Raw genomic sequence first — 13,916 nt, 5'->3', positions numbered from 1 at the left:
TGGTCTGCACTCACTGTTCTGCGCTCACTTCGTGGTCGCCTTCTTGGCCGGAGCCTTCTTCGCGGGGGCTTTCTTGGCCGGCGCCTTCTTCGCGGCCGCCTTCCGGGCGGGCGCCGCCGTCGGAGCGGCCGGCTCGACCGGCTCGGGCGCCGTCATCTGCGCCTCCGACTCGCCCAGCCGGTCCACGCCGAACCGCAGCGCGGCGGCGTACGTGTCGTCCGGGTCGAGCCGGCGCAGCTCCTCCGCGATCAGCTCGGACGTCTCGCGGCGCTTGAGCGCGACCGCGCGGTCCGGCTGGCCCTGGATGGAGAGCGTGGCCAGGGTGCCGTCGGCCCGGTCGAGGACGATCGGGCCGCAGGTGGACTCCAGGCGTACGCCGGTCAGGCCGGGGCCCGACGACAGCGAGCGCTTCACCGGGACGTCCAGCCGGTCCGCGAGCCACATGGCGAGCAGCTCGCAGCTCGGGTTGAACTCCTCGCCCTCGACCTCGACGGAGGTGACGTCACAGGTGACCTGGTCGAGCGCCGCGGCCAGCATGGAGCGCCACGGCGTGATCCGGGTCCAGGACAGGTCCGTGTCGCCGGGCGAGTAGGACGCCGCGCGGGCCTCCAGCTCGTGGACCGGCTGAACGGCCGCGTACGTGTCCGTGACGCGGCGCTGGGCCAGGGCGCCCAGCGGGTCCTGCGCGGGGTCGAGAGGGGCGTCCACGGGCCACCAGACCACCGTCGGGGCGTCCGGCAGCAGGAGCGGCAGGACGACCGACTGGGCGTGGTTGATGACCTCGCCGTACAGGCGCAGCACCACGGTCTCGCCGGTGCCGGCCTCCACGCCGACCCGCACCTCGGCGTCGAGCCGCGACTTCGTGCGGTCGCGCGGGGAGCGGGAGACGCGCTTGATGACGACGAGCTTGCGCGAGGGGTGCTCGCGCGAGGCCTCGTTGGCCGCCTTCAGGGCGTCGTAGGCGTTCTCCTCGTCGGTGACGATGACGAGGGTGAGCACCATGCCGACGGCAGGGGTGCCGATGGCGCGGCGGGCCTTGACCAGCGCCTTGTTGATCTTGCTGGAGGTGGTGTCCGTAAGGTCGATCTTCATGGGCGCCGCCAGCTCCGTCCGTCTCGTGCGAGCATTTCGTCCGCCTCGGCGGGCCCCCACGTGCCGGACGGGTACTGCGCCGGCTTCCCGTGCGTGTCCCAGTGGTTCTCGATCGGGTCGAGGATCTTCCAGGACAGCTCGACCTCCTCCGTGCGCGGGAAGAGGTTCGAATCGCCCAACAGGACGTCCAGGATGAGCCGTTCGTACGCCTCCGGGCTCGACTCGGTGAAGGACTCGCCGTAGGCGAAGTCCATCGAGACGTCCCGGATCTCCATCGACGTGCCCGGCACCTTCGAACCGAAGCGGACCGTGATGCCCTCGTCCGGCTGGACGCGGATCACGATCGCGTTCTGGCCCAGCTCCTCCGTCGCCGTGTGGTCGAAGGGGGAGTGCGGGGCGCGCTGGAAGACGACGGCGATCTCGGTGACGCGACGGCCCAGACGCTTGCCGGTCCGCAGGTAGAAGGGCACGCCCGCCCAACGGCGGTTGTCCACCTCCAGCTTGACAGCCGCGTACGTGTCGGTCTTCGACTGCGGGTCGATCCCGTCTTCCTGGAGGTAGCCGACGGCCTTCTCGCCGCCCTGCCACCCGGCCGCGTACTGGCCGCGCACCGTGTCCTTGCCGAGGTCCTTCGGCAGCTTGATCGCGCCGAGCACCTTGGCCTTCTCGGCGACGAGCGCGTCCGCGTCGAAGGAGGCGGGCTCCTCCATGGCCGTGAGCGCCATCAACTGAAGGAGGTGGTTCTGGATGACGTCACGGGCGGCGCCGATGCCGTCGTAGTAGCCGGCGCGGCCGCCGATGCCGATGTCCTCGGCCATCGTGATCTGCACGTGGTCGACGTACGACCGGTTCCAGATCGGCTCGAACATCTGGTTCGCGAAGCGCAGCGCCAGGATGTTCTGGACCGTCTCCTTGCCCAGGTAGTGGTCGATCCGGAACACCTGGTCCGGGTCGAACACCTCGTGCACGATCGCGTTGAGGTCCTTGGCCGACGCGAGGTCGTGACCGAAGGGCTTCTCGATGACGGCGCGCCGCCACGAGCCCTGCGGCGCGTCCGCCAGGCCGTGCTTCTTGAGCTGCTGCACGACCTGCGGGAAGAACTTGGGGGGTACGGAGAGGTAGAACGCGAAGTTCCCGCCCGTGCCCTGCGACTTGTCGAGGTCCTCGATCGTCGACTTCAGGGTCTCGAACGCGTCGTCGTCGTCGAAGTTGCCCTGGACGAAGCGCATGCCCTGGATGAGCTGCTGCCAGACCTCTTCGCGGAACGGCGTCCGCGCGTGCTGCTTGACCGCGTCGTGCACTTCCTGCGCGAAGTCCTCGTCCTGCCACTCGCGGCGGGCGAACCCGATCAGCGAGAAGCCCGGGGGCAGCAGGCCCCGGTTGGCGAGGTCGTACACGGCAGGCATCAGCTTTTTACGCGACAAATCGCCCGTGACGCCGAAGATCACCAGACCCGACGGCCCCGCGATGCGCGGGAGCCGTCGGTCTGCGGCGTCACGGAGCGGATTGCGGTTCGCTCCGTGTGCGGTCAAGGGATCAGCCCTCCGAGGGGGCGAGGCGCTTGAGCTCCGCCTCGGTCGACTTGAGCAGGTCGTTCCAGGCCGCCTCGAACTTCTCGACGCCCTCGTCCTCGAGCAGCTGCACGACCTCGTCGTACGAGATCCCCAGCTTCTCGACGGCCTCCAGCTCGGCGCGGGACTGGTCGTACGTGCCCGCGATCGTGTTGCCGGTGATCTGACCGTGGTCGGCCGTCGCCTCCAGCGTGGCCTCCGGCATGGTGTTCACCGTGCCCGGGGCGACCAGGTCGTCGACGTACAGGGTGTCCTTGTACGCCTTGTCCTTGACGCCGGTCGAGGCCCACAGCGGACGCTGCTTGTTGGCCTGCGCCTTGTCGAGGGCGGCCCAGCGGTCACCGCTGAACACCTCCTCGAACGCCTCGTACGCCAGGCGCGCGTTGGCCAGGCCGGCCTTGCCGCGCGCGGCCTTGGCCTCGTCCGTGCCGAGGGCGTCGATCCGCTTGTCGATCTCGGTGTCCACGCGGGACACGAAGAAGGACGCGACCGAGTGGATCTTGGAGAGGTCCAGGCCGGCGGCCTTCGCCTTCTCCAGACCGGCCAGGTACGCGTCCATGACCTCGCGGTAGCGCGCGAGCGAGAAGATCAGCGTCACGTTCACGCTGATGCCCTTGCCGATGGTCTCGGTGATCGCGGGCAGGCCCGCCTTGGTCGCCGGGATCTTGATGAGCGTGTTCGGCCGGTCCACCAGCCACGCCAGCTGCTTGGCCTCGGCGACCGTGGCCTGCGTGTTGTGGGCGAGCCGCGGGTCGACCTCGATCGACACCCGGCCGTCCTGGCCACCGGTCGCGTCGAAGACCGGGCGCAGGATGTCGGCGGCGTCGCGGACGTCCGCCGTGGTGATCATGCGGATGGCCTCTTCGACGGTGACCTTGCGGGCGGCGAGGTCGGTGAGCTGCTGCTCGTAACCGTCACCGCTGGAGATCGCCTTCTGGAAGATCGACGGGTTGGTGGTGACGCCCACGACGTGCTGCTGGTCGATCAGTTCGGCCAGGTTGCCGGACGTGATCCGCTTGCGCGACAGGTCGTCCAGCCAGATCGCGACGCCTTCCTCGGAGAGGCGCTTCAGTGCGTCTGTCATGGAAATTGCATCTCCTACGTGTCGTGTACGGGCGTCAGCGCTGAGCCGCGGCGAGGGATTCCCGGGCCTTGGCCACCACGTTCTCGGCAGTGAAGCCGAACTCGCGGAAGAGGACCTTGCCGTCCGCCGAAGCACCGAAGTGCTCCAGGGAAACGATGCGACCGGCGTCCCCGACGTACTTGTGCCAGGTCAGACCGATCCCGGCCTCGACCGCGACCCGGGCCTTCACCGACGGCGGCAGGACGCTGTCCCGGTACCCCTGGTCCTGCTCCTCGAACCACTCGACCGACGGCATGGAGACCACGCGCGTGGCGACGCCCTCCGCCTCCAGGGTCTCGCGCGCCTCGACGGCGAGCTGCACCTCGGAACCGGTGGCGATCAGGATCAGGTCCGGCGTGGCCTTCGAGGCCTCGACGAGCACGTAGCCGCCCTTGACGGTGGCCTCGTTCGCCTCGTACGTCGGCACGCCCTGGCGGGTCAGCACCAGACCGTGCGGGGCGCTCTTGCCGTAGTCCTTCTTGCCGCGCTTGAGGATCTCGCGCCAGGCGATGGCCGTCTCGTTGGCGTCGGCCGGACGCACGACGTTCAGGCCGGGGATCGCGCGCAGCGACGCCAGGTGCTCGACCGGCTGGTGCGTCGGGCCGTCCTCACCGAGACCGACGGAGTCGTGCGTCCACACGTACGTCACCGGCAGGTGCATCAGGGCCGACAGGCGCACGGCGTTGCGCATGTAGTCGGAGAACACCAGGAAGGTGCCTCCGTAGATGCGCGTGTGGCCGTGCAGCGCGATGCCGTTCATCTCCGCGGCCATGGAGTGCTCGCGGATGCCGAAGTGGATCGTGCGGCCGTACGGGTCGGCCTCCGGCAGCGGGTTGCCCTTCGGGAGGAAGGACGACGTCTTGTCGATCGTCGTGTTGTTCGAGCCCGCGAGGTCGGCGGAGCCGCCCCACAGCTCGGGGATCACGGCGCCGAGAGCCTGCAGAACCTTGCCGGACGCGGCACGCGTCGCGACACCCTTGCCGACCTCGAAGGCGGGGAGCTTCTCCTCCCAGCCGGCCGGCAGCTCGCCCGCGTTGATCCGGTCGAACTCGGCGGCGCGCTCCGGGTTGGCGGTGCGCCACTCCTGGAACGACTTCTCCCACTCGGCCTTGGCCTGGGCGCCGCGGTCGAGGGCCTTGCGGGTGTGGTTGATGACCTCGTCGGAGACCTCGAAGGACTGCTCCGGGTCGAAGCCGAGCACGCGCTTGGTGGCGGCCACCTCGTCCGCGCCGAGCGCTGAACCGTGCGCGGCCTCGGTGTTCTGCGCGTTCGGGGCGGGCCAGGCGATGATCGAGCGCATCGCGATGAAGGACGGCTTGTCCGTGACCTTCTTGGCCGCCTCGATGGCGTTGTAGATCGCCTCGTGGTCGAGGTCGCCGTCCGGCTTCGGGGCGACGCGCTGGACGTGCCAGCCGTACGCCTCGTAGCGCTTGCAGGTGTCCTCGGAGACCGCGGTCTCGGTGTCGCCCTCGATCGAGATGTGGTTGTCGTCCCACAGCAGGACCAGGTTGCCGAGCTGCTGGTGCCCGGCCATCGAGGACGCCTCGGCGGAGATGCCCTCCTGGAGGCAGCCGTCACCGGCGATCGCGTACACGAAGTGGTCGAACGGGGAGGTGCCCTGCGGGGCCTCCGGGTCGAACAGACCGCGCTCGTAGCGGGCTGCCATCGCCATGCCCACGGCGTTGGCGACACCCTGGCCCAGCGGGCCCGTGGTGGTCTCGACACCGGTGGTGTGGCCGTACTCCGGGTGGCCGGGGGTCTTGGAGCCCCACGTCCGGAACGCCTTCAGGTCATCCAGCTCCAGGCCGAAGCCGGCCAGGTAGAGCTGGATGTAGAGGGTCAGGGACGAGTGACCGGCGGACAGGACGAAACGGTCCCGCCCGACCCAGTCGGCGTCCGCCGGGTCGTGCCGCATCACCTTCTGGAAGAGGGTGTACGCGGCAGGGGCCAGGCTCATGGCCGTACCGGGATGGCCGTTACCGACCTTCTGTACGGCGTCGGCGGCCAGGACGCGAGCGGTGTCAACGGCCCGCTGGTCCACATCGGTCCACTCGAGGTCTGTGGTGGTCGGCTTGGTGCTCACCCTGAGTCAGGGCTCCTCTCCACATGGTTGATACCGGTGACGTCGGTCTCACCGGCCGTTGTCGAGCCTACCCTTGCTAGAACGTGCATTTTTTCGAGTCATTCCAGACTGCCGGGACTCCGCCGAATCCGCCTCCTGACAGGGATCGACGCCGTTCGTCACCTGAATACGGAGCCGCTCATCTGGGGGCTCATCCGGGGACGCAAAAGCTCATCTGGAGGAGCGCGCGCCGACCCGGGGAACGCGCCCGTTGCCTCCATCGCGGCATGCCGCCCAACACGACCCCACCCCCACGAAGGGCGAGGTATAGGCAACGTCTACAGTGGCGTGGTACGCGCGAGCCTTTACCGGGACTTCACATCAAGTGGTCTGCATCGGGGGCTCGCTGGAGTCTCTGTCAGGGGTGTGCGTGACGGCCGTCGAATCCCGTCCTCCGGGAGCGCTCGGGACGAGCAGCACGAGCAGCAGCCGCGGCCAGCGGCCGTTCGGGGCCCGAGTCAAGGCGTTCGTGGCGCTGACCAAGCCGCGAATCATCGAGCTGCTGCTCATCACCACGGTTCCGGTGATGTTCCTCGCCGAGCAGGGTGTGCCGGACCTGAAGCTGGTGTTGATCACCTGCCTCGGCGGCTACCTCTCCGCGGGCGGCGCCAACGCGCTGAACATGTGGTACGACCGCGACATCGACGCCCTGATGGAGCGCACGTCGCAGCGACCGCTGGTCACCGGCATGGTGAGCCCGAAGGAGTGCCTGGTCTTCGGCATCTCCCTCGCGGTGATCTCCACGCTGTTGTTCGGCTTCGCGGTCAACTGGCTCTCCGCATGGTTGTCCCTGGGCGCACTGCTCTTCTATGTGGTCGTCTACACGATGATCCTGAAGCGCCGCACGTCGCAGAACATCGTGTGGGGCGGCATCGCCGGCTGTCTGCCGGTCCTCATCGGCTGGTCGTCGGTCACGAACTCGATGTCCTGGGCGCCGGTCATCCTCTTCCTCGTGATGTTCTTCTGGACGCCGCCGCACTACTGGCCGCTGTCCATGAAGGTGAAGGACGACTACGCGCGCGTGGGCGTGCCGATGCTTCCGGTCATCGCCTCCAACAAGGTGGTGGCGAAGCAGATCGTCATCTACAGCTGGGTCATGGTCGTGGTCTCGCTGCTGCTGACGCCGCTCGGCTACACCGGCTGGTTCTACACGGCGGTCGCGATCCTCGCCGGCGGCTTCTGGCTGTGGGAGGCGCACGGTCTGCAGAACCGCGCCAAGGCCGAGGTCACGGGCGGGAAGCTCAAGGAGATGCGACTGTTCCACTGGTCCATCACCTATGTGTCGCTGCTGTTCGTGGCGGTCGCCGTGGACCCGTTCCTGCGCTGATCGCTCTCTGATCGTCCCGATGGGTGGGGCGCGTGGCCCAGACCACGCGCCCCACCCATCGCTTGTTTGGCTACTCGTCGGTAGCATCCTGTCCATGGCAGAGACTCAAGTGGTTGAGGCGCCCGGTCGGGCGGCGAAGGACGAGCGCCGGGCGGCCAAGCTGGCCAAGCAGATCGGCGCGTTCGCCAAGGCGCACGGCGGCGCCGAGGGGCAGCTCGCGTACATCGGCGAGCGCGGCACCCGCATCGTGCTCGTCGGCGAGGACGGCGGCTGGGGCGACCTGGTGGCCACCACCTACGAGGTCGCGCAGAAGGCCGTCGACAAGGCCGGGATCACCGTCCACGAGGACTTCGACGGAGACTTCGCGGCCAAGGTCGAGACCGGGCCCTACGAGTGGAAGCGGATGGCGGGCATCCAGCTCGGCGGCTGATCCACGCTCGTTCGGGGCTGCCGCACGCATGGCGATGGGCGCAGGTGTACGACCGTCGGTCGAGCAACACCAGGCGCCCGTTCACCCGTTAGGACTGTAGGAGCACGGTCCATATACGGGGAGCCCCGGATGATCGAAACGCCGTCCCTGGTGGATCAGAACTGCCATGGGGTGCTGCGTACGGAACTGGGCCTCGGCACGTTCGAGGCCCACCTCGGCCGGGCCGAGGGGCCGCCCGCCCCTGGCACCACCTTCTTCGACACCCAGACCGGTTTCGCGGTACGCCGCTGGTGCCCGCCCCTGCTCGGTCTGGAACCGCACTGCCCGCCCGCCCGCTATCTGGCCCGACGCCGCGAACTCGGCGTACTGGAAGCGGGCCGCCGTCTGCTGCGCGGCAGCGGCATCACCACGTACCTCGTGGACACGGGCTTGCCCGACGACCTGACCTCGCCCGCCGAGATGGCCACGGCGGCGGAGGCCGAGGCCCACGAGATCGTCCGCCTCGAACTGCTCGCCGAACAGGTCGCCGACACGTCGGGGACCGTCGAGTCCTTCCTCGCGAACCTCGCCGAGTCGGTGCACGCCGCGGCCGTCGGCGCGGTCGCCTTCACCTCGGTCGCGGGCGTACGCCACGGCCTCGCGCTCGCGCCGCAGCCGCCGGGGCCCGGTGAGGTGCGGGGAGCGGCGGGGCGGTGGCTTGCGGGGCGGCCGGTGGGCGGTCCGCTGACCGACCCCGTCCTGCTCCGGCACGTGCTGTGGATCGCGGTCGCCTCGGGCCGTCCGCTCCAGCTGCACGCGGGACTCGGCGAGCCGGGCAACGGGATCCCGTCGGCGCGGATGGATTCGGGCGCCCGGGGCGGCATCGACCGCACCGACCCCGTGCTCCTCGCGGACTTCGCGCGCGCCACAGCCGGGCTCGGCACCGACCTGGTACTGCTGCACGGCTACCCCTACCACCGGCACGCCGCGCACCTGGCCGGGGTCTTCCCGCATGTCTACGCCGATCTGGGCCCGGCGCTCGCCCGCACCGGGGCCCGGGCCGCCGCGGTCCTCGCGGAGATCCTCGAACTGGCCCCGTTCGGCAAGCTGCTCTTCTCCAGCGGCGCGCGCGGACTGCCCGAACTGCACGTGGTGGGGGCCCGGCTGTTCCGGGAAGCGCTGGGCCGGGTGCTCGGCGGATGGGTGGCCGAGGGGGCGTGGTCGCTGGCGGACGCGCAGCGGGTGGCGGGGATGATCGCGGCGGGGACCGCCCGGCGGGTGTACGGACTCGGCGTCACGGGCGAAGGCGGCTGACCGCCTCGGGCGTGAGGTGCCGGGCGAGCACGGCGAGGGCGTCCGTGACCTCGCGCAGCTGCTCGGCGTCGGCGCCGCCGAGCGCCGCGGTCAGCGCCTCTTCGATGCCGGCCCCGCGGACCTCGGCGACCCGCTCGGACACCGCGGCGGCCTGCCGGATCAACTGTCGCCTGCCGTCGGACGGGTCGGGCGCGGTCTCGACCGAACCTGTCTCCTTCAGTCGCGCCACGGCGCCGGAGACCTGGCTCTGGGGGAGGCCGGTGCGGGCGGCGATCGCGCCGACCGAGGTGTTCTCGTGCGCGTAGACGTCGCTGAGGACGACCAGCACGGCGCGGGTGCCGCCGCGGAACGGGCCTGAACCGACGGTGGGCTCCGGCAGCGCCTCCTCGCCGATCTTCATCAGCGTCCGGCCGAGGAGGAACAGCTCGACGGGGGTGAGAGGGCCATGACGCGATATTACATCGATGTAGATACATCCGAGGAGATGAATCTATCTTGATGCATCGAAATAGATGGAGTACGGTGAAGGTGTTCGAAGGGCGGCAGGTGCCCTCCGAAGTACTTGACCTGGGGGTTTCGATGTTTCTCACCGTCGATGGAGCCAAGCTGTACTACGAGGTCCGGGGGAGCGGTCCGCTGCTGCTCGTCGCGCAGAGCGGTGAAGGGGACGCCGATCGCAGCGTCGACCTGGTCGACCGGCTCGTCGACCGGTACACGGTGGTGACGTACGACCGGCGCGGACTGTCCCGGAGCGAGCTCGCCGACCCGGAGCGCGGGGTGAGGATGGCGCAGCACGCCGATGACGTGCACCGGCTGCTGGCCGAGCTGACCGACGAGCCGGCGCTGATGCTCGGGTGCAGCATGGGCGCGTCGATCGGGCTGCATCTCGCGGTGCGGCACCCGGAGCAGCTGGCGACACTCGTCGCCCATGAACCGGTGTCGCCCGCGTTCCTGCCCGCCGATCGCAGGCCCCACCATGTGGGTGAGCTGCTCGCCCTCCAGCAGGTCCACCGGGACGGGGGCCTCCAGGCGGCTTTCCCGGAGATGGCGCGGGTGCTCGGGATCGACCCGGTGAACCAGGAGACCGAGCCGGACCTCACCCCGATGCCGCTCACGGCGCAGCGCGTGGCCAACTTCGCGTTCTTCATCGAGCGGGAGTTCACGGCGGTGATCCAGGCGGAGCTGGACGTCGACGCCGTCGCCCGGTCCGCGGTCCGGATCGTGCCCGCGGTGGGTAGTGCCACGGCCGTCGGCGTCTTCGACCGGCAGTGCGCTCTCGAACTTGCGCGGATACGAGGGGTGCAGGCGCAGGAGTTCCCGGGAGGGCACAACGGGAACACGACGCATCCGCGTGCCTACGCGGCCCGGCTGGAGGAGGTGCTCGGTGAAGGGTGAGCGCTCATCCGCGGATGAGCGCTCGAAGGCGGGCGAAGGAGCGGTGCCGGGTGAAGAGGCCGTGCCGGGTGGAAAGGCTGTACCGGGGGAGGAGCCGGCGTCGGGCGACGGGTGGGTGGTGCCCTGGCCGTCAGACCGACGAAAGCGCCGGGTCCGCCTGGGCCGGTACGTCCACGGTGGACTGGGGGCGCTCCCGCAGCGAGAGCACGACCCGCACGACGCCGATCCACACCAGTGCCGAGCCCAGCATGTGCAGGCCGACCAGGACCTCGGGGAGGTCGGTGAAGTACTGGACGTAGCCGATGACGCCCTGGGCGAGCAGGATCAGGAACAGGTCGCGGGTGCTGTGCAGCGGACCCTTGGGTGCGTCGACCGCCTTGAGGACGAACCAGAGGGCGAAGGTCAGCGTCACCACGATCCAGGCCAGGACCGAGTGCAGCTTCGTGACCGTCTCCCAGTCGAGCGGCATGCGCTTGACGTCACTGGAGTCACCGGCGTGCGGACCCGCACCGGTCACGACCGTGCCGATGGCGATGAGGAGGCCCGCCGCCACGACCATGAACCAGACCAGCTGCTTGACCGACTTGCCGACCAGGGGCCGCGGCTCCGCGTCGCCCTCGCGGGTGCGCTGCCACATCAGTACCGCGACCGTGAGCAGCGCGGTGGTCAGGATGAAGTGGGCCGCGACCGTGTACGGGTTGAGGCCGACCAGGACGACGATGCCGCCGAGGACCGCGTTCCCCATGACGACCCAGAACTGGGTCCAGCCCAGCCGGGTCAGCGACCGGCGCCACGGCTTCTGCGAGCGGGCGGCGATGATGGCCCAGCCGACCGCGGCGCACAGCACGTAGGTGAGCATGCGGTTGCCGAACTCGATGGCGCCGTGGAAGCCCATCTCGCTCGTGGCGGTCAGCGACTGGTCGGTGCACTTGGGCCAGGTCGGGCAGCCGAGGCCCGAGCCCGTCAGGCGCACCGCGCCGCCGGTGACGACAATGACCACCGTCATGAGGACGGCGGACAGGGCCGCGCGCTGGACGGTCCGCTGAGCGGGGGTCCAGCGTTCGGCGATGAAGGCGAGCGGGTTGCGCACCGCCTGGACGGCGTCGGCACGGGTCACGTTTGGCACGGGGCCATCGTAGGCGGCGGCTTTGTGCATCCGTTCACGAGGGGTGCGAATCGGGCCGTGAGGTGTCTTACGTTCGGCCCGTCGCCGTCATCAGTGACCTCGTGCCGTCAGCCGCTCCCAGACCTGGGTCGCGATGCGGTGCGGGTCGCCCGTGGGGCGCTGCGGGTAGGGGGTGCGGTCCGTGCACCACGCCTCCTCGTCCGGGTACCAGTCGACCGCCTTGGGGGCGGAGCCCGTGGCCAGCGCGTCGTCGAGGACCGCGAAGTACCGCTTCCAGCGCGGCAGGTAGAAGTCGCGGACCAGGCCGCTCCACTCGCGGTTGGCGTAGTCGTGCAGGGTCCCCGCGTCGGCGGCGGCCCTGGGTCCCCACGTGGTGAGGATGGTGCGGGCCTCGCCTTCCAGGCGGCCGGCCTCCGCGTCCGTGGGAGCGGCGCGGCGGGCCTCGGCGAGCCAGGGGCCGAGGAGGAAGCGCCGGTCGGTGGCGAGGAGGTCGTCGAGCAGCAGCATCCAGTCGAGCCACTGGCCGGTCAGGGTGCCGAAGAGGACGCGGTCCTTCGTGTCGTACGCCGACTTGATCCGGGGGAGGAGGACGCGGGCGCGGTTGACGAGGGCCTGGCGGGCGGTGTCGACGAGGTCGAAGCCGTAGGCGTCGGTGGCGCGGCCCGCCGGGGCGACCCGGAGGAGTTCGCCGAGGGCGGGTTCGAAGACGGCGAGGTCGTAGCGGGGCGCGGTCGGCGCCCACACGCCGGCGCTCGTCGCCGTCAGCGACGGGCGGGCGCAGAAGAGACCGTCGTGGGCGCTGGCCCGCCCGCTGGTCGGGCCGGAGTAGGCGGTGCGGCGCAGGATGTCCCAGGCGGCGCGGGCGTGTGCGTCGGGGCCGCCGTAGCGACGGTCGGCCCAGGAGGCGAACCAGGCGGACTGGTCGACGGTGCCGTCCCGCCAGGCGAGTTCCCCCATCAGCTCGAAGGCGGCCGGGTCGGAGCCGATGCCCTCCGGGAGAAGGGCGGTGCCGCGCAGCGCGCTGTCCGGCTTGTCGCGCCAGGCGGGGAAGCGCTCGGCCCAGACGCCGGTGTTGGCGCCGAGGGTGGTGTTGCCACCGAAGTTGTAGATGGTGCCGAAGGCGTAGGACGTGCCGAGCCACTGCGTCTCGCGGTCGAGGCCGTCGAGCCGGTCGGCGATGCCGTCGACGATGAACAGCTTGGAGCGGTCGACGGCCTGGAGGACCTTGACCGGAGGGTTGTTCTGCCAGCCGAGCAGGACCCAGGTAGCGCCCGGGTGGGAGGTCTGGAGCGCGTCCATGACGCCGGTGGCGGCGTCGCCGACGGGTACGTCACCCGCGCTCCCGCCCTCGTGCAGCAGGTCCATCTTGAAGTGACGTGCCGCGTCGTCGCCGAACAGCGCCTTCTGCTCCCGGTAGAAAGCGGCGGCGAGGGCGGCGAACACTTCGGTGCGCGGGTCGAGCCAGTCGGGCCGCTGGAATCCGCACCAGTCGCCCTGCGGCACCGTCTTCACGCCGCCGTTGCGCGCGGAGAAGCCCTGCGGGACCGTGCCGAAGAAGCCGGGAAGCACCGGCGAGATCCCCAGGTCGCGCATGCGGCGGATGACGCGGCGGGCCAGTTCGGCGCGCTCGTCCAGGAGCCCGGGGGAGAGGGGGCCGCCGTAGCCGGACATGTTCTGCAGCAGCCACCACGGCTGGTGGGCGGCGCCGGGGATCCAGGCGAGGAGTTCCTCGGCGGTGTAGCCGAAGTCCTGAAGCGCACGGAAGTAGACCGACTCGGCGCCGGTGGACAGGAAGACCTGGTTCACGCCGTGCAGGGCGAGCCGGTCCAGCTCCCGCTCCCATTGCTGCCAGGAGCGGTACGGGCCGGTGTAGCCCTCGTGGGTGTCGTTGAGCGCGAAGCGGTACGGCAGGGCCCGCTGCTCCAAGGGCTTCGCGGGTGCCGGCAGGCGTCCGGGCAGCCGCGCGAGGCTGTCACCGGGCAGCGAGACGTCGACTCCGGCGACGTACTTCAGATACCAGTTGACGCCGGTCAGCACGGTGGCCGGGGTGCTGCCCTCGACGGTGATCGCGCCTGCCCGGCGCCCGGTGACCCGGAAGCGGTCGGTGCCGTCGGGAGAAGCGGTGCCGTCAGGAGAAGCGGTGCCGTCAGGAGAAGCGGAGGGAGCGGAGGAGGCGGAGGTGGGGGAAGCCGGGGTGAGGGCGAGTGTGAACTGGTCGGCGTGCCGGGGCAGCAGCCGGCGCAGCGTCTCGCGGGCCGCCCGGAGGTCACCGCCGGAATGCGCCGGGCCGCTCGCGGCGCTCGCCGGGCCCGCAGACAGAGGCAGGGCGGCCCCCGCGGTCGCGGTCGCCGCCATGCCCAGAACCGTACGCCGTTTCATGTGCGCTCCCCAGCCGTCCCGGGCGGCTCACAAGGAGCCGCCGTCCGCCGTCCTGGAG

At 70.4% G+C, this 13,916-nt stretch carries 11 protein-coding genes; 4 read left to right on the top strand and 7 right to left on the bottom strand.

The genetic code is table 11. The features are described 5' to 3' along the window. Positions 1-24 precede the first annotated feature (24 nt). Genes opcA through tkt form a run of 4 tightly spaced genes read right to left on the bottom strand, consistent with a single transcriptional unit; the run spans position 25 to position 5,869 of the window. The gene (gene opcA / locus M4J07_RS09480) at positions 25-1,092 is read right to left on the bottom strand and encodes a glucose-6-phosphate dehydrogenase assembly protein OpcA (RefSeq protein ID WP_255969603.1); all 1,068 of its coding nucleotides are present in this window, start codon (positions 1,090-1,092) and stop codon (positions 25-27) included. Then, on the bottom strand, positions 1,089-2,624 hold the full coding sequence (gene zwf / locus M4J07_RS09475; protein ID WP_255969600.1) for a glucose-6-phosphate dehydrogenase: 1,536 nt from the start codon (positions 2,622-2,624) through the stop codon (positions 1,089-1,091). The genes opcA and zwf overlap by 4 nt, the downstream gene beginning before the upstream one ends. 4 nt (positions 2,625-2,628) lie before the next feature. Continuing rightward, positions 2,629-3,747, bottom strand: coding sequence for a transaldolase (gene tal / locus M4J07_RS09470; RefSeq protein WP_255969597.1), 1,119 nt, complete (start codon positions 3,745-3,747; stop codon positions 2,629-2,631). A 34-nt stretch (positions 3,748-3,781) separates the two neighbouring features. After that, positions 3,782-5,869, bottom strand: coding sequence for a transketolase (gene tkt, locus M4J07_RS09465; protein ID WP_255969594.1), 2,088 nt, complete (start codon positions 5,867-5,869; stop codon positions 3,782-3,784). Between the two features lie 403 nt (positions 5,870-6,272). On the opposite strand from tkt, the gene M4J07_RS09460 reads away from it, so the two are divergent. From M4J07_RS09460 to M4J07_RS09450, 3 genes are all read left to right on the top strand, one after another. Further along, on the top strand, positions 6,273-7,235 hold the full coding sequence (locus M4J07_RS09460) for a heme o synthase (protein ID WP_255969591.1): 963 nt from the start codon (positions 6,273-6,275) through the stop codon (positions 7,233-7,235). 94 nt (positions 7,236-7,329) lie between these two features. Continuing rightward, positions 7,330-7,665 (top strand): hypothetical protein, encoded by a 336-nt coding sequence (locus M4J07_RS09455; protein WP_255969588.1) that lies wholly within the window; start codon positions 7,330-7,332, stop codon positions 7,663-7,665. Positions 7,666-7,794: 129 nt separating this feature from the next. Beyond that, entirely contained in the window at positions 7,795-8,958 is a 1,164-nt protein-coding gene (locus M4J07_RS09450; RefSeq protein WP_255969585.1) for an amidohydrolase family protein, read from the top strand. Here M4J07_RS09450 and M4J07_RS09445 read toward each other — a convergent pair. After that, complete coding sequence (locus tag M4J07_RS09445) at positions 8,939-9,358, bottom strand: MarR family winged helix-turn-helix transcriptional regulator (RefSeq protein ID WP_255969582.1); 420 nt, start codon at positions 9,356-9,358, stop codon at positions 8,939-8,941. The two genes, M4J07_RS09450 and M4J07_RS09445, sit on opposite strands and share 20 nt — an antisense overlap. Before the next feature lie 179 nt (positions 9,359-9,537). On the opposite strand from M4J07_RS09445, the gene M4J07_RS09440 reads away from it, so the two are divergent. Further along, complete coding sequence (locus M4J07_RS09440; RefSeq protein WP_255969579.1) at positions 9,538-10,353, top strand: alpha/beta fold hydrolase; 816 nt, start codon at positions 9,538-9,540, stop codon at positions 10,351-10,353. 130 nt (positions 10,354-10,483) lie between these two features. Here the strand turns inward: M4J07_RS09440 and M4J07_RS09435 are convergent, their stop codons facing one another. Together M4J07_RS09435 and M4J07_RS09430 are read right to left on the bottom strand one after the other, a co-directional pair. After that, entirely contained in the window at positions 10,484-11,509 is a 1,026-nt protein-coding gene (locus M4J07_RS09435) for a COX15/CtaA family protein (RefSeq protein ID WP_255969576.1), read from the bottom strand. A 60-nt stretch (positions 11,510-11,569) separates the two neighbouring features. Next, positions 11,570-13,834, bottom strand: coding sequence for an alpha-N-acetylglucosaminidase (locus M4J07_RS09430; RefSeq protein WP_255969573.1), 2,265 nt, complete (start codon positions 13,832-13,834; stop codon positions 11,570-11,572). Between the last annotated feature and the right edge of the window lie 82 nt (positions 13,835-13,916).

Source organism: Streptomyces longispororuber, from assembly GCF_024448165.1.
In the GTDB taxonomy this organism is placed as follows: Bacteria; Actinomycetota; Actinomycetes; order Streptomycetales; family Streptomycetaceae; genus Streptomyces; species Streptomyces longispororuber_A.
The sequence above is the reverse complement of the archived record's forward strand: the minus strand, read 5'-3'. Positions and strand labels throughout refer to the sequence as shown.